This window comes from Streptomyces sp. NPDC051136 (assembly GCF_044455745.1).
Taxonomy (GTDB): Bacteria; Actinomycetota; Actinomycetes; order Streptomycetales; family Streptomycetaceae; genus Streptomyces.
Genome location: NZ_JBITFE010000001.1, coordinates 1,033,284 through 1,054,718, shown reverse-complemented (window position 1 = coordinate 1,054,718; position 21,435 = coordinate 1,033,284). Strand labels below are relative to the sequence as shown.

The 21,435-nt window shown below is 69.2% G+C and carries 17 protein-coding genes; 3 read left to right on the top strand and 14 right to left on the bottom strand.

The annotated features are described in order from the left end of the window. Window positions 1-11 precede the first annotated feature (11 nt). Window positions 12-881, top strand: a complete 870-nt coding sequence (locus ACIBCJ_RS04740) for a hypothetical protein (RefSeq protein ID WP_365980995.1) — start codon at window positions 12-14, stop codon at window positions 879-881. A gap of 150 nt (window positions 882-1,031) precedes the next feature. On the opposite strand, the gene ACIBCJ_RS04735 is transcribed toward ACIBCJ_RS04740, so the two are convergent. The 4 genes from ACIBCJ_RS04735 to ACIBCJ_RS04720 are packed head-to-tail and all read right to left on the bottom strand — an operon-like array spanning window position 1,032 to window position 9,946. Next, window positions 1,032-2,096 carry a phospholipase D-like domain-containing protein gene (locus ACIBCJ_RS04735; RefSeq protein WP_365980996.1) on the bottom strand — a complete coding sequence of 355 codons (1,065 nt, stop codon included), beginning with the start codon at window positions 2,094-2,096 and terminating at the stop codon, window positions 1,032-1,034. Next, the gene (locus ACIBCJ_RS04730; protein WP_365980997.1) at window positions 2,093-3,907 is read right to left on the bottom strand and encodes a hypothetical protein; all 1,815 of its coding nucleotides are present in this window, start codon (window positions 3,905-3,907) and stop codon (window positions 2,093-2,095) included. The genes ACIBCJ_RS04735 and ACIBCJ_RS04730 overlap by 4 nt, the downstream gene beginning before the upstream one ends. Further along, complete coding sequence (locus tag ACIBCJ_RS04725; protein ID WP_365980998.1) at window positions 3,891-7,451, bottom strand: helicase-related protein; 3,561 nt, start codon at window positions 7,449-7,451, stop codon at window positions 3,891-3,893. The genes ACIBCJ_RS04730 and ACIBCJ_RS04725 overlap by 17 nt, the downstream gene beginning before the upstream one ends. Further along, window positions 7,448-9,946, bottom strand: coding sequence for a hypothetical protein (locus tag ACIBCJ_RS04720; protein ID WP_365980999.1), 2,499 nt, complete (start codon window positions 9,944-9,946; stop codon window positions 7,448-7,450). The genes ACIBCJ_RS04725 and ACIBCJ_RS04720 overlap by 4 nt, the downstream gene beginning before the upstream one ends. A gap of 152 nt (window positions 9,947-10,098) precedes the next feature. On the opposite strand from ACIBCJ_RS04720, the gene ACIBCJ_RS04715 reads away from it, so the two are divergent. Next, complete coding sequence (locus ACIBCJ_RS04715; protein WP_365981000.1) at window positions 10,099-12,153, top strand: DNA methyltransferase; 2,055 nt, start codon at window positions 10,099-10,101, stop codon at window positions 12,151-12,153. A 168-nt stretch (window positions 12,154-12,321) separates the two neighbouring features. On the opposite strand, the gene ACIBCJ_RS04710 is transcribed toward ACIBCJ_RS04715, so the two are convergent. The 3 genes from ACIBCJ_RS04710 to ACIBCJ_RS04700 form a co-directional block, all read right to left on the bottom strand. Next, window positions 12,322-13,722: a hypothetical protein gene (locus tag ACIBCJ_RS04710; protein WP_399281784.1), complete on the bottom strand. Its 1,401-nt coding sequence runs from the start codon at window positions 13,720-13,722 to the stop codon at window positions 12,322-12,324. A gap of 151 nt (window positions 13,723-13,873) precedes the next feature. Then, the gene (locus tag ACIBCJ_RS04705; RefSeq protein ID WP_365981002.1) at window positions 13,874-14,650 is read right to left on the bottom strand and encodes a helix-turn-helix transcriptional regulator; all 777 of its coding nucleotides are present in this window, start codon (window positions 14,648-14,650) and stop codon (window positions 13,874-13,876) included. 9 nt (window positions 14,651-14,659) lie between these two features. Then, window positions 14,660-14,893, bottom strand: coding sequence for a hypothetical protein (locus ACIBCJ_RS04700; RefSeq protein ID WP_365981003.1), 234 nt, complete (start codon window positions 14,891-14,893; stop codon window positions 14,660-14,662). Between the two features lie 1,115 nt (window positions 14,894-16,008). Between ACIBCJ_RS04700 and ACIBCJ_RS04695 the strand changes: the two genes are divergently transcribed. Beyond that, the gene (locus ACIBCJ_RS04695) at window positions 16,009-16,311 is read left to right on the top strand and encodes a helicase associated domain-containing protein (RefSeq protein ID WP_399281781.1); all 303 of its coding nucleotides are present in this window, start codon (window positions 16,009-16,011) and stop codon (window positions 16,309-16,311) included. Window positions 16,312-16,355: 44 nt separating this feature from the next. Here ACIBCJ_RS04695 and ACIBCJ_RS04690 read toward each other — a convergent pair whose 3' ends face one another. From ACIBCJ_RS04690 to ACIBCJ_RS04660, 7 genes are all read right to left on the bottom strand, one after another. Continuing rightward, entirely contained in the window at window positions 16,356-16,649 is a 294-nt protein-coding gene (locus tag ACIBCJ_RS04690; RefSeq protein WP_365981004.1) for a hypothetical protein, read from the bottom strand. Window positions 16,650-16,917: 268 nt separating this feature from the next. Then, a complete protein-coding gene (locus ACIBCJ_RS04685; RefSeq protein WP_365981005.1) occupies window positions 16,918-17,310 on the bottom strand; it encodes a hypothetical protein in 393 nt (130 codons plus the stop codon). 162 nt (window positions 17,311-17,472) lie between these two features. Further along, window positions 17,473-17,991, bottom strand: coding sequence for a GNAT family N-acetyltransferase (locus ACIBCJ_RS04680; protein ID WP_365981006.1), 519 nt, complete (start codon window positions 17,989-17,991; stop codon window positions 17,473-17,475). Next, window positions 17,988-19,073, bottom strand: coding sequence for a hypothetical protein (locus tag ACIBCJ_RS04675; RefSeq protein ID WP_365981007.1), 1,086 nt, complete (start codon window positions 19,071-19,073; stop codon window positions 17,988-17,990). The genes ACIBCJ_RS04680 and ACIBCJ_RS04675 overlap by 4 nt, the downstream gene beginning before the upstream one ends. Window positions 19,074-19,384: 311 nt before the next feature. Further along, on the bottom strand, window positions 19,385-20,410 hold the full coding sequence (locus tag ACIBCJ_RS04670; RefSeq protein WP_365981008.1) for a hypothetical protein: 1,026 nt from the start codon (window positions 20,408-20,410) through the stop codon (window positions 19,385-19,387). Beyond that, window positions 20,407-20,757: a helix-turn-helix transcriptional regulator gene (locus tag ACIBCJ_RS04665; RefSeq protein WP_365981009.1), complete on the bottom strand. Its 351-nt coding sequence runs from the start codon at window positions 20,755-20,757 to the stop codon at window positions 20,407-20,409. The genes ACIBCJ_RS04670 and ACIBCJ_RS04665 overlap by 4 nt, the downstream gene beginning before the upstream one ends. A gap of 16 nt (window positions 20,758-20,773) precedes the next feature. Further along, entirely contained in the window at window positions 20,774-21,358 is a 585-nt protein-coding gene (locus tag ACIBCJ_RS04660; RefSeq protein WP_365981010.1) for a tyrosine-type recombinase/integrase, read from the bottom strand. Window positions 21,359-21,435 lie beyond the last annotated feature (77 nt).

The window sequence follows — 21,435 nt, the reverse complement described above, 5'->3', positions numbered from 1 at the left end:
GGAGGGGGCACATGCCGGGAGCAGACGAGGGCCGGTCTGCGGGGTCGCTGTCCATCGGGGCGCTGGTGCGCTGGCACAGGCGCGAATGGGAGGTGGCGGAGTGGCAGGGACCGCTGGTCACGCTGGTGCCTCGGGACGGCGCCGAGGCGCCCCGGGCGGTGTCGTTCCGGTGGCTGGTGGGCGCGGAGGACTTCGCTGTCCTCAGTGGCGGTGCGGCACCGGCCGCGGGTGGGGCGGCTCTCGGCGGGTGGGGCCGGCCGGAGGGGCAGGAGGAGGAGGCCGCGCTGTGGCAGGCACGCATGGTGGAGATCGACACCGGTCTGGCGCCGGGCCTGCTCGTCGACGACATCGACCGGTCCTCGCCACAACAACTGGCCAACGTGCTGCCCTACTTCGACTACCTGCGCGACAAGCTGGGCATCTCGCTCATCTTCTGCGGCACCGGCGCCAGCCACCTCCTGCACCAGGCCCGCATCCTGGCCCAGGACCTGACCCGGGTCAGCGCGGAGAACCGGGTACGGCTCGAACAGGCGGGCCGCCCTGCGGATCCCGTCTCGCCCTCCCCCACCGCGCTGCTGCCCGTGACCTGGCTGCACCCCCTGCCCCTGGGCCCCAAGGCCGAGGAACAGGAGATGTTCCGGCGCGTACTGGCTAGCTTCGAGGCCGACTTGAGGCTGTATCGGCTCGAGGAAAACGCCCTCAGCAAGCACGCCGCCCAACTGCACCAGCTCACCAGCGGCTACTTCAAAGCCCTCACCTACGTCATCTCCACCGCCGCCGTCATCGCGATCCACAGCGGCAGCGAGAACATCACCGAGAAAGAGCTCAAAGCAGCGACAGCCCAGCTCGGCCCCTGGCAACCAGCCTCAAACCAGCCATGAAGCCGGGCCGGCCTCCACCGCCGCCACCGTCACCGCCATCCGAAAGCGCTGCAGCTGCTTGCGGATCGCGCTGGAGGAGATCGACGCCGCAACGGCCCCGCTCGCCCCTGAAACATGGCGGGCAGCGGGCCGTTCGCCTCGTGGCATGAACTACCCAGTGGATCCGGTTTCGCCGTCGCCCGCACGAGCGCCGTCTGTCGGCACATTGGCGTAATCGACCCCGGGAAAGAGCCGGATGCGGCTCTCATCGACGCGGACCCTGGTCGGCCGCGGGGCGTCGTCCGAGAGGCGGCACAGAACGTCCGCTTCACGGCGGCCGTCCCTGGTGGTGTGCCAGGATCGCAACTGGCCGAAGCGACGTTTCCCGTCGGCGGCCTCTATGAACACGGGCGGGTCCGGGGCGCGTCCCGGCCCCTCGGTGACCTGGGCGAAGAAGCCTTCCTGGCGCAGCCGGGTGCACAGGTCCACCAGTGAGGATGCCTGGGTGCTTCCCAGTTCCATGCCGATCTCGAAGTGCTCTTGAAGACCGAGGGAGGACAGGTTCGCGCTGCCGAAGTAGCCGGTGGCGCGGTCGGCGACCACGAACTTGGCGTGCATGATGCCGGGGTTAGCCCCGGTCCACCAGTACAAGGACGTTCTTCCGTAGTCGGCGCAGTCTTTGACGAGGTCGTTCAGGGGTTGGGCCCGGCTGCTCGGGTCGTGGGCGTAGAAGTGGACGGCGACCTGACGCTCGGCGACGGCGGGCAGCAGGACCTCGCGCAGTAGGTCGCAGCCGCGGCGGTTCCAGAAGGGGCCGCCGATGTGGAGTTCGCTGTTGGCTCCGGCGATGACGTCCTGGACTAGGAGGTCCAGGCGTCGGACGGGGGGCGCTACCAGGTGGGCGGCGGCTCGGGGGGTGGTGAACACCAGGGGGCGCTCGGATGGTGGTGCTGCGGGCGGTGGATCAAGGCCGTCCAGGACGTCCAGGAGCACCTGGAGCTGGGAGAGGCGGGCAGGGACGAGCCCTGCGTGCCGGCCTGAGCCCAGTAGTCCGCACTCGGCGGCGAGCTGGCGTACGGCGGTAGCGTGATCGTCTGCGACCCCGTGGACGCGGAGGGCGTCAAGGGTGTCGGCTCTGGCGATCTCCCGAGTCCATTCGGCGGCTGCCGCGTAGCTGCCCGCGAGTCGCTCCAGTAGCTGGGCGAGCGGGACCAGCGGTCGCAGGTCGTCGGTCATGTGTGGCTCGAGGCGGCGGTGTGGCGGAGGAATTCAGCGGCGAGGCCCCGGTCGAGGTCGTCGTTGAACAGCTGGCAACCGAACGTGAGGTAGACGCAGCGTTCGCAGCATCGTGGTGAGGACTGATGGCACAGCGGGTCGTTCTCACAGCTGAGCACGGAGTCGGCGGTGCTCTCCAGCCAGCTGAGGACGCGGTTGCTGAGCAGGGTCCACAGTGATCCGAGGGTGAACTCGCGGACGTTGTCGGCGTAGATGGCGACGGTGAGTGCCTTCGTGACGACCCATTCGGCGAGCGTGTTCTCGGCCAGTCCTACCTGGCCGTCGTCCAGGGAGCGAAGCAGGAGGTGGCCGAGGGTGTGGATGACCGTGTGCACGGTTGCTGCCGCGCGGGCGGCTTCCGGGTCGTCCTGGTCCGTGAACAGTTCCAGCAGCCGCTGGCGGGCCGCCGATTCGTCTTCGGCCGCCCCGGCGGTGAGTCCTTTGGCGTTCAGGAACGACAGGACGGAACGTGCGGAGAAGGTGACCAGGAGGGCTTCGGTGTCCGATGCTGCGACGTAGACCGGGTACTTTCCGTCGTGGTGGTACTTGTTGTGGAAGCCGGTCAGGACGCCTCGCTCGGGCTCGTGCTCTTCTCTGGTGTAGCCGAAGGCGACTCGGGCTACGGGGAACTCCCAGGTGACGGCGATCTCTGCGATCCCCAGGGTGCGGGCCTGCTCGCGGGCGCGTTCCGTGGTCTGCTGGGCCAGCCGGTCTTGGAGCTCGGCGAAGCGTGCACACTGGTCGTCGAGGGTGATGCGCTGGATCTGGGCGGGGTCGAAGACGGCTGCGCGTTCCACGAAGGGGCGGTCTGCACCGAGCAGTTCCCACCGCGCGTTGTCGGCGTCCGTACTGGGCAGAGCAGCCAGGCCGCTCTCCTCGGGGCCCATCATTCTTCTGATCTGCTCGATTGCCTCCTCCCCCATGTGGATCTGGCGCAGTTGTTGTTCTTTTTGCTGCCATTCCTGCGGGGACAGGCGCGGCACCGTGACGGTCTGGGCGGCGTCGCCGAGGCCCTGGGCCGTGGAGTCGATCAGGTTGAGATAGTGGGCGGCCGCGATCCGGCCGCGCTGGGGGTGGCGCTGGTACTGCCGGAACTCGGAGTTGTCGATGTTGACGAGTTGGAGGGCGTGGACCTGGTAAGCGCGGGTGTCGTTGAACGTCCTTGCCCGCATCATGGCTCGGCCGGCGGCGTCCTTCCATTCGCAACCGCAGGGGGACTGCGAGGTGCCCTGGAGCTTCACGCCGCCGCAGCCTGGGCCGACGCAGCGCCAGAGGGCAGTGACGAAGCTTCCCGTGTTCTCAAACACGATGTGGTCGTAGCCATGCGCGGGAACACGGCACTTGGGCACGTACATGGGACGGATGCGTCCGCAGTTGTGCGCACTGAAGTACGGGAGTTGCCGCAGCGGTGCGCTGCAGGTGCGGCACCGGGGGTCGGCCGCGAGTTGCTGGGCCTTCACGTAGGTGCGCACGCGACGGCAGGAGCGGCGGACGCATTCGAGGACGAGCGGGAACACCTCGAAGCGGACGAGGTCGGGGCTGACCAGGACGAAGTTCTGCCGCAGCCGGCCCTGTGGCACGGGCAGGGCGGCTCTGGCGTCTTCGCTCCAGCGCTCCAGGTAGCGGGAGATCTCGTCGTAGATGACGTCTTCGTTGAGTTTTTTGACCACGTCCCCGTCGACTGCCTGGACTCTGCCTCGCAGCCGCTGTTCGTGGCGGAAGACGGCGCCGGGCAGGAAGGCGGTCATGGCCTGGCTACGGCTGCGGTTCATCCTCGCCCCCCTTGCTGTCGGCGGTGTTGGTGGCGAGCGCTTTGAAGGCGTCCTGGCTGCTGGTCAGTGACTGGAACGATGTGCTCTTGTCGATGTCGCGGAAGCTGGTGAGCGGCTGTTGGAGGAACAGGTAGGCGGTGCGCCTTTCCTCTGCGCCCTTGTTGAGGTTGGGCCGTTCCTCCTGCCGCCAGGTGTCCATGATTCGTTCAACGAGGTCGTTCTCCAGTCCGCGCCCGTTGACGCCCTCCACGCGCTCGCGGTAGCAGGCTGGGATGCGTCGTTCCAGCCAGGGGTCGAGGAGTGGTCGTTGGGCGCTCCACCAGCGCTTGAAGTCTTTGGAGTAGTCGGCTCCTTCCGGTGGTGGCTTCAGCGTGGGGTCACGGGCGGCGTCGTGGAGCAGCGCCAGCACGATGCCGGGCAGGGTGCGTCGTGCTGCGAAGTAGGCGTACTTGTTGACGGGCACGGGGGTGACCATGCGGTCGAGCAGGCGGTGGTAGCTCAGGAAGTTGGAGAACATGGAGCGTTCGCGGCGCGAGATGGGGTCGTAGACGGTGACGACGAGGCCTGCGTGGGTTCGCCCGGCCCGGGCGGTGACCTGGATGTAGTCGGCGGCGGTCGGCGGCATGCCGGCCAGGACCAGCAGGTTGAGGCGCTCGAGGTCCACCCCGTGGCTGAGCACGCTGGTGCCGACCAGGGCGCGCAGCCGCTCTCCTCGCGGGGTGTCCAGGTGCTCGCGTTGGACGCGGGCGATGGCCGCGGCGAGGTCGGGGACCGGGACTTCGCCGGTGAGCACCGCGTGCTCGACGCGGTCGAGTCCGGCGTGCTGCAGGTCGTCGGAGAGCTGGCCGAGCTCCTCGTCGAGCTGGGTGCCGTGCTGCTTGCTGTTCACGTAGGCCAAGGAGACCTCGTAGGGGAAGAGGAGCCGTGGGAGGTCCGAGTCGGGCAGCCCGTGCAGGGCGAGGCGCTCGCGCAGGGCCTTGGGCTCCTCCTGGAGCCGGGCGATCTCGGTGAGGAGCTCGCCCTGGACGATCGCGGCGACGTCGGCTTTGCGGCGCTTGTGCGGGAGCACTCCGATGTGAACGCGCCGGAAGTCGGGCCGGGTCGTGGTGTAGAAGCTCTCGCCGAGTGTCCATCCCGGTGCGGGGAAGGCGCGGGGACGGCGGCCGTAGAGCTGGCGGAGCTGGTCCTGGTACTGCTCGATGGTGGCGGAGGCGCCCAGTACTTTGCTGGGCAGGCCGCTGCCTGCTCCTGACTGGAGTTCGGCGATCAGGCCTTCGTAGTGCGCGTTGAACGCGCCGAGCTCCTCCTTGAGCAGGTGCATCTCGTCCTGCACCGTCAGTGCCGGTACCGGGTCCTTGATCGGGCGGGCCGCCGGGTAGCCGCCCTTCGGCGCGGTGCAGTGGTCCGGCCCGGCCGAGCAGACTCCGAAACGCGGGAAGGAGAAGTAGCCGTGCTCGGCGCAGTGGTGCCTCGGTCCGTGCTGGAAGGCGGTGAACTCGGGGAACCAGCTGTGCCCGGTGAGCTTGTCGACGGTGGAGATGACGATCGCCGGCAGGGTGCGGTAGACCTCGACGTCGCTCACGTGCAGGGGCAGGATCCGCTGGCAGGCGGTGCACTCGTGATGCAGGCGGACCGCGTCGGTGTCCAGGCGCAGCCGTACGCTGTCGCGCTCGCAGTAGGGGCAGGTGATTACGAGCCGGTCGCGCAGGTGGTCTTCGGCGAAGGTCCCCGCCCGGGTGGCGGCGGCCTCGGTCTCCCAGCCGCGCCACCAGCCCCCATCCCAGTGGAGGTCGTTGGGGCTGCCCGTCCCGCCGGCGAGGTAGCCGAGCGCGAACGGGTCGTCGTGGGGGGATCCGATCCGGCGTTCGACGCGGAGTTCCTCGGCGGCGATCAGCATGCGCAGGGTGCGGTCGAGTTGTTGCACGCTGAGCATGCGCAGCGGGAAGCGCAGCCAGGCGGTGACCCCTGCGTGCTTGCCTCGCAGCCGGTCGTAGAACAGGGCCGTGAGGATCAGCCCCAGATACGCCTCGGTCTTCCCTCCGCCCGCGGGGAACCACAGCACGTCGGTGTGGTCGAGTTCAGCGCGCAGGTCCGCCCGCTGCGGATGCTCGCGCACGGCGAGAGCCGGCAAGTGGGAGACGATGTAGACCAGTTGGAAGAGCCGCCAACTGTCGTATGGGCGGCCGTCGTTGACGCGGGCGAAGACCTCGTTGGCGAGCTGGAAGGCGTGCTTGAGGTCCGGGTCCAGGTCCAGGCACTCGCGGCCGAGGCCGAACCGCCTGGCCTCGTCGTCGAACTGGGCGCAGTCGGCTTCGATGGCCTTGTGGTGCGGCAGCTGCTGGGCGGCACGGCAGGCGGCGGCGAACTCCCGGGCGTAGCGGGCCATTGCGACCTCGACGGAGTCCAGGATCGGGGTCGGGTCGTCGGCGAGCTCACGCCATCGCGGGTGTCGCACCCCGGCTTGGCGGGGCACGACGGTGCGTTGGACGTGAACGGGCAGGGTTTCGGTCCGCAGGCCGCTGCCGTGGGGAACGGCTGCGCAGCCGGTGCCGCGACCGATCACCTCCGCCAGTTCCTCCAGGCGGTAGTCGCGGGGGGCGAGGTGGAAGCGCTGGGGCACGATGCTGATGCCGTCCCCGGGCAGAACCGCGAAGCGGCAGTCGTAAACGGAGAGGTCCTGCCAGTCGCTCTGCGCCGTGTCGCTTTGGTTGTGCAGGGAGACGCGTATGAGGTGGTCGCCGCCGTCCAGGGCCTGTGCGTGCGCGGACAGCACCAGCTGGGGTGCGCAGGGGGCCGCGTCGCGGTCCAGTAGTGCCGCGACGTGGTGGTGGAATGCCTCCTCGTCGGCCATGGCCTCCGCGGGGAGCACGTTGCGCCTGCGCCGCCCCTGGCGGCTCTGCGGCCCCGCGGTGAGCGGGCGACGGGCCTCGGGGCGGGCGAAGTGCGCGTCCACCGCGCGGCGGACCGCCCGGTCCAGCACCTGCTGGGCCTCGCTGAGCGGGTGCGGATCGAGGTCGCCTTCCCCGAGCGGCACTTCGATGACCAGGTCGGGCACGTGGACGTCGTGGCGGCGCCAGACGCCCAGCAGTTCTCCCGGCCGGGCCTGTGTGCCGGAGGCGTCTTCGTCGCCGCGCAGGTACTCCATGTGCTCGGCGTAGCTGGCGATGTCCTCCAGGTACAGGGCGAATCGGCAGTGGACGGCGAGTTGTGCGGTCCTGCGGCCGGGGGCGGTGCGCACCCGGAAGTCGAGTGCCAGGACCGGGGGCGCCTGTGTGCTGCGCAGGGATTCAACGGGCCGGCGGCCCGGGTCGGCCGTCGCCTCGTCTGGTGCCGGGGGTTGCTGCGGCGGGACCGCGACGGCGGGCAGCACGCCGACGACGACGTGGTCGCGTGGTGTCCACGGGGGTTTGTGCGGGGCGCCGCTGCGGTCGGCGAGCCTGTCGGCGAGGACCTGCGTCAGGTGGTCAATCAGCACCGTCTCCCGCTGGTTGTCCGCAGCGCTGTCGGGGTGCGGCGCCAGCGGGTTGTTGCGGGCATCGTTCACGGCGCCTCCTGTGGTGAGCTGCTTGCGCTGCGGGGGCCTGGCACGCGGCCCAGGACGGTTGTGGACACGCTCTTCTGGCCGCCGACCCTGCGGACGACGACCAGGTCGAACTCCTCGAGGACCTCTGAGACGTCGATCCCGGAGCACAGTGTCTTCAGCTGGCGCAGCGCGGGGCCTTCCGTGCCCCGTGCGGCCTCGGTCATCGCCGCCGCCGCGGTGTGGCCCAGCGCCCGGTGTAAGCGGCGTAGTTCCTCCGCCATGCGGGCCAGGCGCTGCCAGGTGCCTCCTGCGGTCAGGCGGGTGTCCCGGGCCAGCAGGGCAACCCGGTGGATGTCTTGCGGGTCCTCCGGGGCGATGACGCTGCCGTCGGCCCATTTGCTCACCGCCTGCCATGACGAGACCTCGCTCCCGAGGTTCTTCAGGGCGGTGAGCACGTTTGGCCACGACCCTCGTTGCTCGTGCACGGTGGTGATGGCCTGGCGGAAGAAGCCGATCATCGTGTCCATGGCGGTCACTTCGGCGCTGTCGTGCATCACCATGACGAGCCGGTCGTGGAGTCTGGACTGCCCGTCGCCGCGTGCGCGCAGGAGCCGACTGCCGGGGGTGAGTGCGGTCACGGGCACCCTGGCGTAGCGCTGGCCGATGAGGACGTCGACCTGCTCGTCGCTGCGCAGCCAGAGCACTGCCCCTTCGGGTTCGGTGAGCACGGCCGTGGCCGGCACCGGGTCGTCCGCGGCCGCCACCGCTGTGGCACCGCGGCCGGGGTCCGCCGAGGTGCCGATGGCCCTGGCCGGGGCGTCGTAGTCCTCGAAGAGCGCCGAGAGGTCAAGGGCGAGCCGGCTGTCGTGCTGGGGCGGCTCTTCTGGTGCGGTGGACGGTCTGGAGAGGTCGACGGGGCCGTACGCGACGGGCAGCGCGGGCGTCGCTGGCTCTGGTACCTCGCCCAGCCTCAGCACCGCGGCGGTCTGGCGTATCTGCTCGTGCCAGCCGTGCAGCGCGCGGCCGGCTGAACGCTCCAGCCAGGTGTACTCGCTCTGCTCTACAACGGCAAGGTGTTCATCGGCAGCACCGGAGAACAGCACGCCGGTGCGTGAGGCCGCGGGGACACCGAGGTGGAGCTCGAGCCTCGGCGAGGCGTCCCAGGGCAGGCGTTCCGTATAGGGCATCACATGCAGCGTTCCGGCTCCCCTGCTGGCGGCGGGCCCGGACCGGGGAGCGAGCAGCAGGGAGTCGGCGTCACCGCCGAGCGTGTCGGCCAGCTCCTCGGCGACAGCGGCGGCGGCAGAGCGGGAGCGGGTGCGGACGAGAACGGGGACGTCTGCCCGGTCGGCCCGTGCCCAGGCGATCAGCGCAAGCAGCAGGTCCCGGCGAGGGTTGTCGTCGTAGAGCAGTTCATACAGGTCCAGCACGCTGCGCCGGAGGTCGGGCCATTGGGTTTCGCGGAACAGCCCCCACGGCCCGGCCCGGCCCTCCAATGTCCCGCGGGACACCGACCGGGCCAGCGCCCGTGCGCCGCTGCCGCGCCCCATCAGCACCTGCCAGGCGTCTTGCTTTCCGATCGAACCCCAGCTGCACCACAGCAGGTTGAGCAGGCGCACGGCGTCGGCGATCGGCTGCGGCCAGGGCTCCGACGTGTGGATACGCCGTGCTGCAACCACACCCGCCACGACGGTCCGGTACAGCTCGGCGAGCTGCTCGTGGCGGTATACCGCCACGCTTGGTGCGGCTGCCGGGCGATGGGCAAGGAGGGCGTTGCTGGTCAGGGGGCCGTATGCGGAGCGGTGTCCGAGGGTGTGCCGCACGTCGGTGCGCAGCGCGGGAGTCCACGGCCATTGGGTCCAGGCCCTGCTGCTGCCCGGCTGGGTGCCCAGGTCGGCGACGCCTACGACGCGAGCGGCGTCGTGCTCGCTCGCCCAGGCCAACGCGCGCTCCCAGGACTGGTCGTTGGCCATGCTGGTGCGGTCGATGACGACGGTGCCGACGCTGGTCCCCAGCGAGGGCCTGCCGAGCGCGGTGTTGAGGTAGAACAGTCCCGAGGGCGAGTCGACAGCGCTGGTGATCCTTCCTTGGAGGTCAACAACCCGCCCGTCACCGCGGATTCTCTGCATGCGCAGGGCTTGCGAGAGGTTCTGTCGGCCGATCGCGAGCTGTGCCAGCCGTACGGTGACGTTGGTGCGCAATCCGACGACGACCACCGGTCCGTCAGGGACCGGACAGGGCGATCCGCCGGTCAGCTCTGCGCCGCGCCGTATGAGCTGGAGGTAGATCCCGATCAGCACGGCCAGGTCGTGCCGCCCGCGCGGGAGTCCCAGGTACACGCTGTGTTGGTCGCTCGATAAGGCGCGGGACAGCAGGGTCAGGGTGGCGCGGTCCAGTGGACCGAGATCGACGGTGCGGCCGCGGTCCGTCATGCGAAGGGCCTGCACGCGCTCGAAGAAGTCGGCCGGGTCTGCGTCGGGAGGGACGAGACAGTCCAGATACGTCACGCGTGCCATCACCCACCTGGTATCCCCCCACTACCTGCCGTTACAGTAACGCACGTTGACAGGCCGTCACCTGCTCCTGCCCAATCCGAGGGCGGTGGATCCGGGTTCGGACCACCGGGGGCGTACACATGAACGAGAAGCCAGGGGCGGGCCTTCCCCCGGTGTCACTTCTCGAGGCCGGGCCGGCGCCAGTGGAGTGGAGCCGGATCGCCGAGCACGAGTCGTGGCGCAAGGAGGTGCACCGGCCCGCGACCTACGTGCACAAGTGGTGGGCGAGGCGCCTGGGCAGCGTCGCACGCCACTTACTGTTGGCTGCGGTGTCCGGGCCGGACGACTCTGTTGCGGACGCCGCGGCCAGGCTGCGGGGGCTCGTCGTCTACGACCCCTTCGCCGGATCGGGCACCACCCTCGTCGAGGCGGCCAAACTCGGGGCCGCCGTCGTCGGCCGCGACATCAACCCCGTCGCGACGCTCACCCAGCGGCAGGCGCTGCAACCATGGGATCTAGAGGTGCTCGCGGACCTCTTCGGGCAGATCGTCAGGAAATGCGCCCGTCCCGTCCAGGAATTGCACCGCACCGCCTCCAACGAGCCGGTCCTGCACTACTTCTGGGTCGCCCTCGCGTACTGCCCGGAGTGCGGCGAGGACGTGGAGCTCTTCACCACCCGAGTGTTCGCCCGCCATGCATACCCGCGCCGATTCCCGCGCGCCCAGGCCGTATGCCCGGGCTGCCGGGGCGTCTGCGTCACCGACCTGAGCAAGGACGAGAGGGGGCACTGTCCCGCCTGCGGCATGGCCTTCTCGTTCCAAGGGGCCGCCCATGGACGGTTCATGACGTGCCGTCACGGTCACCGCACCCCTGTCATTGCCGCGCTGAACGGCGCCGTACCGGAGCGGCGCATGTACGCGAAGCTGGTGCTGCGCGCCGACGGCCAGCGTGAGTACCGGGCGATCGACGACTTCGACCTCTGCCTGTACGACAAGGCGGCGAAGTCCCTCGCCGACACGTCTCCCGATGAGCTCGTACGCCCGCTCGGCGCGCTGGAGGAAGGCGTCAGCACCATCCAGGCGCTGCGCTGGGGGTACGACTCCTGGGAGCGGTTCTTCAACGAGCGCCAGCGCTACAGCCTGGGACTGATCGGCGCGGCGCTGCGCGATCTGCCCGGGGCGTCCGCGGAACGCGAGGCGCTCATCGCATCGTTCGGCAGAACCGTCGAACACCACAACCTGTTCTGCTCTTACAAGGGGGAGGGTACCGGCCCGGTCCGCTCGGTCTTCCACAACCACGTACTGCGACCGGAGCGGTGCAGCGTCGAAGGAGACCCCTGGGGCGCCCAGGGGGGATCGGCCGGGTTCTCCGGGGTGCTCACCCGGCTGCACAAAGCGGCCCAGTACAAGAGCACCCCGCTGGACTTCAGGGCCGAGGCCGGCCGGATCCTCGCCGTCGACCAGTCCTCGCTGCCCGTCGCCCGCCCCCTGAGCACGACGTGGCAGCAGTTCGTGCGGAATCCCGCAACGGCCTACACCACCACCGGCGACGCCTCGCGAACGGATCTCCCCGACAACAGCGTGGACCTCATCGTCACCGACCCCCCCTACGTCGACAACGTCCACTACTCGGAACTGGCCGACTTCTTCCACGCGTGGCTCAGCGCCATGCGCCCCTACCAGGGCTACCCGGACATGCCCAGCACCCGGGCCGTCCAGGAAGTACAGAACGCCGCCCCTGACGGATTCCAAGCCACCGCAGCCCGTGTCTGGCGCGAGTGCCGGCGCGTTCTCAAGCCCGGCGGCTGCCTCCTGTTCAGCTTCCACCAGTCGCAGACCACGGGCTGGTGCGCTCTGATGCGGTCGCTGTCCGACGCCGGCTTCACCGTTACCACCACCCGCGCCGTGATCGCCGAAGTGGCGACCAGTCTCTCCAAGACCGCAGCGGCGGAGCCCAACCGCATCGACGTCATCGTGCTGTGCCGGGATGCCGCGGGCACGTCTGCCGGGGCAGCCCCCGACCTCGACCAGGCCGCCGCGCAGGCGCTGTCGGAAATCCAGGGCCTTAGGGGAGCCGGGCTGCGGGTGGGTCCCGGCGATGTCCGCACCGCCGTACGGGCCGCGGTCTTGGCGACAGGAACACGCCAGGTGGCCGCCGACTGGGAGACCCTGCAAGCAGAGGCAGACCAGCGAGCCACGGCGGCGGTAGCGGAATTCAACACCACCTGACTCCTGCGAGCCGGTGCCAGCCAGCCTCGCCCGGGCCAACGGGGGAACCGGGTACTGGCCCAACACGCGGAGCGCCCACGCGGCTCCCCGCCCTCGCACTGCTGCCGGTCGCCTGCCGAGGAATGGGCGGCCGCGTCGCACTGCTCACGGCCGTCGCCGTGGTCCGGCTCAGGGTCGGAGGCGGTCCTGCGGCGGCGTTGCGCGGAAGAAGGCGTCCAGGGGTTCGTCGACGGCGCCTTCGCGGCCGGTGCCGGCGGCAGCGGCGTCGAGGAGGGGTGCGAGGTCTTCAGTGTCGCAGGGGGTGAGGACGAGCCAGCGCAGGATGACCTGCCGCACGATCAGCCTGAGGTCACGCAGAGCGGCCAGCTTCTTGCCCTCGTCCTGGTCCTTGAGGACGTCTCCGTGCACGTACTTGGAACGCGCGCTGTACGCCTCCTGCACGCTTGTCTCGACCTGCTCGCGCAGGGACGGGGTGAGGAACAGGGCAGCTGCACGGGACCGGATCTTTTCGCTGATGCCCTCATGCTGGTCGTTAGGGCTGGCCATCAGGGCTTCCAGCGCGATGACGTAGTCCAAGTGCAGCTCGTCGGCCTCCTGCTCCCACACGCCGTAGTCGCTGTGGGTGCGCTGGTAGGCCTGCAGCAGGTGCCGGGCTGCGCGCTCCAAGCGCAGGGCGCGCCTCCTGGGCAGCCTTCGGCTGCTGGTGGTGCCGTCCATGACGGCGTCGATCTTTGCGGTCACGGCGGCGCAGAAGGCTTGCAGGCGCGGAAGTTGTTGCCACGTGACGTCGAAGCTGCCCGTCTCGCGGACTTCGACTTCCTCGTACCCGCCGTCGTGGTCCTCGTAGATCTGGAGGGTGGTGGGCACGTGGTTTGGGTGCAGCCCGAACTCGCGGTCGCGCTCGACGTCGAACACCGCGTCGACATGGAGGAGTTCGGGGCTCCACAGGATCAGTGGCAGCAGCGCTCTCCAGTGCCGGGCTTCCGGCCGCGGGCCGGTGAAATCGAACCAGGGTAGGCCGCTGCGGTCCGAGGCACGGTCCGGATCGGGGGCGTGGACGAACGGTGCGCCGGCCAGGAGACCCAGGTCGAGTCCGCCCGGCTGAAGGCCGTGGAGGGCCGGCATCGGACCTAACTGCCTCAGCTCGTCGGCGGTGAAAGTCTGCAGGGTGTACCGGCCCAGCGGGACCCGTGTCCCCTCGGGGAGTTCGCCGCTCAGCAACAGCCAGTCCTCCACTGCCGGCGCGGGCGCCGTACAGAAGGCGACGAAGCTGTCCGCAACGTCTTCCACCGGCACCGTCGCCCCCTGGGCAACCAGACGGGTCGCGTCCCCGAGCCCTGATCCGCCCAGGAGCGTGGACCATCGGGGCACCCGGTCACCATCGGCCTTGCCGTACAGGTCGCGGTGTTCGGATTTCGGCGCGGCGCCCACCACCGCGTTGACCACGGCATCGAACTCCGGCTGCGTCGACAGCGCTACGTCGGTGATCGCCTGGGGTATCGAGGGCAGGTCCCGTGCCTGCTCAAGCCAGGCGAGGACGGCCTGACGCAGTGGGGCGGTGTCTTCCATGCGGCCCGAAAATAGCGCACCTTCACCACCCGCGAGACTCAACCACCTGGCCACCGCTTCTGGCCTGAGCGGCCGTTCCTTCGCCAGCCGGCCTGGCGCGGTCCCGGCGATCACCTGCGCCGAGGCCGCCCCGCTACGGTCTCAATCGCTCTTACCCGGTAGTCGTGGCACCGCGCTTCAGCCGCTGTCCGTTCTTGTTGGCAGGGCGGCCTCGAGCGAACTGCGAGCGGTGCGCGCCCGCGTTGCTCGTCGAGCGGCCCCGGCCTGACGGGGGCTTGCGTTCGATCCGGCGGTTCTGCTCGTCCCGGATGAACTGCTCGGCGGGCTCGTTCAGGTTCTTGAAGAGTTCGTTGTCGTACCAGGAGTGCCTCTTGTCCCACACCCGGGACAGAGCGTCCAGCCAGTCCTGGTGCTCACGCTCGGGCACGTCACAGACCGTGAGGAAGGCCAGCATCTGGTCCTTGCTGAGCATGGTGGTGCCGTCGAGCATGCGGCGCATCGTGCTGCGCGGCAGACGCCCCAGGCCAGCCCGGCGTTCCATCTCGCGCAGCGGCATCGCACCGGCCCGGTGGTACATCTCGCGCAGAGCGGCACGTAGTTCCGCCGCATTCTCGACCAGCCGGGGTCGGGGAGCACTGCCGAGCACGTGCATAGCGCTGTGCTCCACGGCACGCGCGTGGCGCCAGCGGCGACGGGCCTGCTCCAACGATTGGCCGCAGGCCACGGCATAGGCCTCCACCACCGGCAGGCGCGGAACGCGTTCACCGCTCGCAGCGCGCTGCAGCGTCGTGGCCGAGTACGCGTTGCCGGTCCTCGCCGCAAGCTCGGCATACGTGAGCTGGGCGTTGGTACGGATCTCTCGCAGCCACCCGGCGAGAGCCAGGAGACCCAGGTTGAGCGTGGCGATCGGCTTCTCAGGACGTCCCATGACGCCCCCTCAAACTATCGGCAGGGACAGCGGGACCCGGCGGCCGAAGCGCAACGTCACCACCGCCCCCACCGCGATCAGACCGGCACCGGCGAGCAGTCGGAGGACGGCGCCCGGATCCATGCCGCCCCACACGAGTGCGACGCTGGTCAGGACGATGACGATGATGACGGCAGTCTCAGTTCCGGTGAGACGGTGCGGGGCGGGCGTACAGCCCCCCGCAGCATGGCGTTTGCGGCTCATGCGAACTCCCTGTTGTGATCAGGCGGCTGCACTCGTGGGTGTTGCCGCCGGCGGCTGCGGACTCCTCACCACACCTGGACGGTGGCACGTCCAAGGGGGTCTACGTGCCATGGTGCCCTACCGCCTGCAGGGACCCCAGCAGTTGATGCGTCTACGGGCCCCTTGGCAGTTCTGTTGGCAGGCTCCGTAAGCAATCCACGCGGATCAGCCCCGCTGACCTGCAATGTTCTTGCTACGTGTACGGAGCTCCGTACGGTTGATGCGCCTGCGACCCAGCTTCGGCACGGCGCGCTTGCACCCCTACAGGTAGGGATGCGACGCTCCAAATGACAGGTTCCAACTCCCCCGGCGGCTGCGGACTCCTCCCTACCGATCGGGACAGAACCTTCGGGCACCGGCGTGCGTGGCAGCACCCGGCCCAACCCTGAGGGCCGACCTGTGACCAGGTCGGCCCTCTGTCATGCCGTGGAAACGGTGAAAGACAGCACGGTGTTGCGGGCGGGTGCTCGTGCGGTCGGGCGGCGCAGCCCCACTCGTACAGAACTCGTAGCCCCGTACCGGGATCCCAGGTCGCGCAGGATGCCGTCGGTCCATGCCTCGTCCAGGCCCGCCGCGTCGCCGACCGCCCAAGCACCCAGGCGCCCAGATGCAACCGGGCGAGATCGCCCAGGAGTTCACCGGCCGGTCGCTCGGACCTCGCTGACGTCATGTCCACAGCCCAGGAGCTGGCAGTGACACCCACCGGGAAGCGGTCCGACGGGCACCTTGCCAGGTCCTCCTCCTGATCACGGATACACAGAGATCAACCTCCTTGCACGAGGCCAGCCTGTCACCACCGACCACGCCGCAGCCGCGCTCTTGGCCCACCTCACTCCCCAACACCACCACACCCCCCTGACCAGCACAGACTCGCTCCGCCTGATCCACTCGGCAATAGCGAATCCTGCGACGATCACCAGATTCCGAAACGATCACTGAACCCGCACTTCAGAGGGCTCTTGGGCTCTTGAACCTGGACGGAAACCCCAGCTCATATCAACCCGCCACGACGGCTCGGGATCCTGCGACGATCACTAGATCAGCAGCTCAACGCATCACTCATGCGGTGATCCTTCGTGGATTTGTCACAAGTCCTCGGGATCGAGCCCGCGACCGAGAAGGAGAAGCCGAAGCCGCGCACCAGCCAGGCCGAGAAGTGGGCGATGCACCTCGCCGCCGCGACCCAGTTCTACGAGCGTGAGGGCCACCTGAAGGTGCCGCGCAAGCACGTCGAGACGATCACCTTCGGCGGCGGCGAGGACCAGGAGGAGAGGGAGCTCCGGCTCGGGGCGTGGATCGGGAACCAGCGGAGCAGGGCCGCCACGCTGACGCCGGAGCGGATGGGGCAGCTTTCCGCGATCGGGATGCGCTGGGCGTAGCCGTACGGACGAACAACCGGCACGACGCGCGTCGCGGTGGTCGATTACCGGGTCATGTTCTCGGTGCGGGTCATCCGGCGCAGGCTTGTGCGAGCGGCGGTGAGATCGGCTTCCGCAGCAGTGAGACGTTCTTTCGGAGCGGTGTTCTCGGTGGTCACTTGTCGGAGCTGGTCGGTGAGCTGCTGGCTGGACTCGGTGAGGTCGTCGACGCGGGCAGTCAGGTCCCCTGCGGCGAGGGTGTCGAGTTGCCGGCCGAGCTGGTGGCGTACGGCGGTGCTGAGCCGATCCCTGTCGGCCCGTAGCTGCCGGATCTCTTGGCGGGCCAGGTCGAGTTCCATGCGTAGTGCTGCTGGTGAGGTGGACGGTTCGCCGGCCTGGCGGGGGGCGGCGGGGATGTGCCGGCGTCGCCTGGCGGCCTCGATGTGTTCCCGGATACCCGGGCTGTAGGTCAGCCGTGTGGAGACACTGGCGGCGCGGGCGACGGCGGTGAAGGTGATCTTCGTCCCGTCGTGTTCAAGAGCAGCCAGGGCGGTCAGGGTGCGTTGTCGTTTGTCGAGGCTGGCGGTGTGGCGGGCCTGGGCGAGGGTGGCGGGATTCCCGAGCGGTTCACCTCGGGTCGTGGGGGGTGTTGTCGTTGGCGGTGAGTGGCAGGAGGGTGTGGCTGGATCCGGCGCGGGCTCTGCGCGGGACGGCGGCGGCTTTCTCGATCTCGGCTCGCTCGGCTGCGGGCAGGGGCGCCAGGCTGCGCCGCATTTGGTCGGTGACCTGTTCGAAGGCGGTGTTCTGGGTGGTCAGTGCGGTGATGACGAAGTCGGCGGCGTCCATGGCTTGGGCCGTTTCGCGGTCGGGGCGCAGTTCGTTGGTGTGCTGTTCGCTGGCGGACAGGTGGGAGGGGTCGGGGCGGTAGAAGCCGCGGCTTGCGCACTGGAAGCGGATCGGGCAGGAGCCGCCGGCTTTGACGTTGCTCGGCTCGGTGCAGCCTCCGTAGGGGACGGCCACCGAGCGCACTTCGTAGACGGCAGGCGTGGCGGGGCGTGGCAGGCCCTGGTTGTCGACGAGTGGGCGCTGAGTTTGGAGAGGCTTCGCGTTTTCTCTGCAGGGAGGCGGTTAATGGTGGAGTCGGGTATTGGAACTGTCCGAATGAGTGCGGGTTGGTGGCCGTCACAGGGGTGTGGCGTGGATGCGGACAGGCAGTCCTGAGCGGGAGATGGCATCGCGCTCGAACGGAAGGCCAATCTTTTCGGCGACGCGTTGCGATGCTTGGTTGTCCGGTCGGATGATCGCGATGAGACGCTGCGCGTCGAGGATGTCGCGGGCGTAGTCACGGCAGGCTGCCGCAGCCTCGGTGGCATAGCCGTTTCCTTGGAGGTCGGCCCGGACGTGATAGCCGACCTCCAGGTCGGTGACTCCCTCGATTTCCTGGGGCGTCAGGCCGCAGTCGCCGACGAACTCTCCGGTGGTCCGGAGAGTGACCAGCCAGAGTCCGAATCCTTCTTGTTGGTAGAGCCGTTGATTCCAGTCGATCCAGGCCAGGGCCTCCTCTCGGGATTTGGGACTAGGGTAGTAGCGCATTACGTGCGGGTCCCCGAGGAGCGCGGCCATGTCGTCGAGGTCGTCTTCGGTCATCTGCCGGAAGGCCAGTCGTGCGGTAGGGGACGGAGTGTGGTGGTGGCGGTTCACTTGTTCTCCTTCATGCTGCGGGTGGCGACGTCGGCCGCGTAGGCGCTCCAGTCTCCGGCGGCGGCTCGCTGCCATTTGACAGCGACGGTGATGTCGATGCCGAGGGTGCGGGCGAGGACCGCGGCGGGCAGTTCGGTGGCGAGCTGGAGTAGCGCGGTTGAGCGGGTCTCGGCGAGGCGGATGCCGAGTTTGCGGATCCGTTCGCCCAAGGCCCAGGCACTGATCGGACGGCCGGGCTGACGTCCGGGAAACAGCCATGGAGAGTCTGTTAGGCCGAGAACGGCATGGCTGCGGCGAACCGCGACCTGTTGGAGGGCCAGTTCAGCGACGGGTGCGGGGAGCTCGACCGGGACGGCACCGAGGCGGATGCGGACGGCTTCGTCCGCTGCCTGGATGTGGGCGGCGGTGAGTCGCGAGATCGCCGCGGGCCGCTGGGCGTAGAGGAGCAACAGCAGGCCGGCGAGGCGGTCTTCGGGCTTGAGGGTGTCGTCGTGCAGGAGGCGGCGGGCGGTGGCCCAGCGGGCCTCGTCGTCCATGGCCTGGGAGGGGCCGTTCCATTTCACGGCCGGGAAGCTGAGGTCACGGGCGATCTTCTGGGAGAGGGCCCAGCGCACGAAGTGTCCTGCTTCTCGACGGTGGCGGACGTCGTCACTGGTCAGCCAGCGTTCAAGGTCGCTCTGGCGGCAGACGGCAAGAGTCAGGTTCTGGTCCTCAAGCCAGTTGAGGAGATAGATGGCGGCCCGCAGGTGCTGGCGGGCGACGACGAGTTGGGTGTGTGTGGTGTCCTTGCCGCGGCGGCGTCGGCGAAGACGGCGAAGGAGGTGCCAAGTCGCGTATGGATGCAGGATCTTGCGTCCCTCGGCGGTCGCGTGGGAGGTGACGAGATCCTTCACGTAGCGTTGGAGGCGGACCATCTGCTCGTCCCGTTGCGGCAGGGCGTCGGCGGCCACGAGGACACTGCGGATGTGTTCGACGACCTTGCCCTGCGGCAGCTCGTCCAGGGCCTCGTGTGTCAGGGGCCGGCGTCCGGAGCCGAGGTCTGACAGGACGGTGGAGACGATGCCGCCGGAGAGCCAGCGCATCGCGGTGCCGACCCGTTCGGTGCTGGCCAGGGCGTCATGGAGAGCCCGTAGTTTCGGGGTTATGGTCCCCGAGTCGTTGGTGAGGAGCTCGTCGAGCCGCTGTGTGAGAGTGCACCGAGGGCAGGGGCCAGGGGCTTGCAGTCGTTCCGCTTCCCCGCAGGTGGGACACGGGCGTCAGAGTTCGGCGTCGGGCGGGGTGCACGGGCCGCAGACCGGGGCGTCGGCGGTGCCGGAGTGGATACCTCGCAGCCGTCCGCAGACGGCGCACTGAGCTTGGCGTTTGTCGCATCCACCGCAGCGGGGCAGGCCCGTCAGCTTCGAGAGCGTGCAAGGCGCCGACGGCCACAGATGGAGCACACCAGCGTCGGCAGGGGACGGCAGTTGGGGCAGACCGGACCGGCGGGAGTACGGGTACTCACCATGCGCAGTTCGCCGCAGGTGGTGCAGGTCTTCCGGTTGACCGGGTCCGTGATCAGGCAGGTCGGACACAGCGGGCGTCCCTGGGCGTCGCGGGTGCCGGGCTCGCGCCGGGCGCCGCAGCGTACGCATTCTTCGATGCGGGACTTGGCGATGCAGTTGCGGCACACCCGCTGTCCGTCGAGCGGCTTGTCGATGCGGACGACGCGGTGGCAGCGGGGACAGGCGGGTTGGATGATCCCGGCGACATCGGCGGCGTGCAGCAGGTCGATGAACCGCGGGATGGCGCGAAGGGGCGCGAGGTGGCCCTCCCCGGTCAGCAGCCTGGGATTCTCCTCCAGGGCCCAGGCCAGTTTCTGCTGGTAGGAGGGGCGGGGTGCAGACCGGCGTACCGCCTCGGCGATGACGTCGCGGTCGGCGTCCCGGTCGATCGTGGTGATCACCTCGTAGATGATCGTGACCGGATTACGGTCGTCGATGTCGGGACACATCGAACAGCGCGGCTGGCCCGTGCGGTCCCGCGAGGAGATGCGCCGGGTGTTTCCGCAGGCGGCGCACTCGGTGGTCTCCTGGCCGCAGACCGAGCAGTACCAGTCCTGTCCGCGACGCTGGAAAGTGCGCAGGAGCTTGCCGCACTCGGCGCAGACCGCCGGCGAGATCGCCGAGGCGCCGGCCTTGCGGAGCTTGATGAGCAGGTCACCTATGGCCCGGGGCGCCGGAGACCTGCCGTCGGTCAGGACGGCGGGCCGCCCCGCCAGGGCCTGTGCGAGGCGACGCGACTTCGCGCGGCCGCCCGCGACCGTGGTGACCACGGCCCGGATGGTGTCGGGGTCGAGTTCCCTCTCGATGCCGGCGATCAGCTCCGTGACCAGGCCGATCGGATCCGCGACGGCGCGGTCGGGATGGTCAGCGGTGGTCATGCCCGGTCAACACCCTTGATGCGGGCCCGCTTTGGCCGCAGTCCGCCGAGTCCCTCCGAGTCGGGCGCCGTGCCGCCGGCGGCGGCCTTCTTCGGCTTCTTCACGGCCCCGGCCGCCGCGATGGGCTCGATGAGGTCGTCCATGGTGCAGTCCAGGATGTCGAGCAGGGCCATGAGGATCTTCAGGCTCAGTCGCTCGGGCCGCTCGACGACGAGCCGGTAGACCTGGCTGGAGGACAGGGTGATGCCGCGCTCGGCGAGCGGCGGGATGAGGTCGGTGGTGGAGAACATCCCGCGGTCCGCCATGACCTTGCGCAGGTGCCAGTGGTAGTCGAGCTTGGCGGCCATCGCCGGTTCCCTCCTGTCAGGCTCCGGCGAATGCCGGGGCCAGTGCCTTGTGCCGGGAAGTGTTCATGAAGTCGTCGCTGACGTGGGTGTAGATGGCCAGGGAGCTGTCGCACTCGTGGCCGACCTGCTGCTGGATGAAGCGCCGGTCCACCCCGTCCTCCGTCAAGTGCGTGACATACGAGTGCCTCAAGGAGTGCGGAACCAGCTCTTTCGGCAGCTTGAGGGCATCGCGATATGCCTCGAACCGGTCGTTGATCGAGCCGGGCCGCAGGCGGCCCCCGCGCTCGGTGATCCACAAAGCCGGGTGATCAGGGAATCCGAAGCGCGGCCGGACGTTTTCGACGTAGTCGGCGACCGCCTCGACGGCCCAGTCCATCACCGACAATACGTTCCGCCGTCGCGGCTGCTGGCCCTTCTTGGCCTTGCCGTAGCGGACGTTGAGCGTGCCGTACCGGCCGAACTGGCGAGCCTGCGGGTTGCGTCCGAAGTCGGCCAGGTCGAGCTTGGAGGTCTCGGTCCGGCGCAGGCCCCACCCGTGGATCACTTTGAACAGCGTGGCGTCGCGGTAGGCCGCCAGGGCACCCTTGGGCTTGGCCCGCACCGCGCGTTCGACCTGGTTGTCGGCATAGTCGGGGAAGAGTTGCAGTTATGCACGGGTGAACGGCCTTGTCTCCGGAT

Excerpts from the sequence above, each read along its gene's own strand:
- ACIBCJ_RS04735 (WP_365980996.1), bottom strand. The coding sequence starts at position 2,096 with ATGACCGACGACCTGCGACCGCTGGTCCCGCTCGCCCAGCTACTGGAG.
- ACIBCJ_RS04690 (WP_365981004.1), bottom strand. The coding sequence starts at position 16,649 with ATGGAACTCGACCTGGCCCGCCAAGAGATCCGGCAGCTACGGGCCGAC.
- ACIBCJ_RS04730 (WP_365980997.1), bottom strand. The coding sequence starts at position 3,907 with ATGAACCGCAGCCGTAGCCAGGCCATGACCGCCTTCCTGCCCGGCGCC.
- ACIBCJ_RS04675 (WP_365981007.1), bottom strand. The coding sequence starts at position 19,073 with ATGCGCTGGCTCTCCGGCGGCATCGTCTCCACCGTCCTGTCAGACCTC.
- ACIBCJ_RS04710 (WP_399281784.1), bottom strand. The coding sequence starts at position 13,722 with ATGGAAGACACCGCCCCACTGCGTCAGGCCGTCCTCGCCTGGCTTGAG.
- ACIBCJ_RS04670 (WP_365981008.1), bottom strand. The coding sequence starts at position 20,410 with ATGACCACCGCTGACCATCCCGACCGCGCCGTCGCGGATCCGATCGGC.
- ACIBCJ_RS04665 (WP_365981009.1), bottom strand. The coding sequence starts at position 20,757 with ATGGCCGCCAAGCTCGACTACCACTGGCACCTGCGCAAGGTCATGGCG.
- ACIBCJ_RS04705 (WP_365981002.1), bottom strand. The coding sequence starts at position 14,650 with ATGGGACGTCCTGAGAAGCCGATCGCCACGCTCAACCTGGGTCTCCTG.
- ACIBCJ_RS04740 (WP_365980995.1), top strand. The coding sequence starts at position 12 with ATGCCGGGAGCAGACGAGGGCCGGTCTGCGGGGTCGCTGTCCATCGGG.
- ACIBCJ_RS04720 (WP_365980999.1), bottom strand. The coding sequence starts at position 9,946 with ATGGCACGCGTGACGTATCTGGACTGTCTCGTCCCTCCCGACGCAGAC.
- ACIBCJ_RS04700 (WP_365981003.1), bottom strand. The coding sequence starts at position 14,893 with ATGAGCCGCAAACGCCATGCTGCGGGGGGCTGTACGCCCGCCCCGCAC.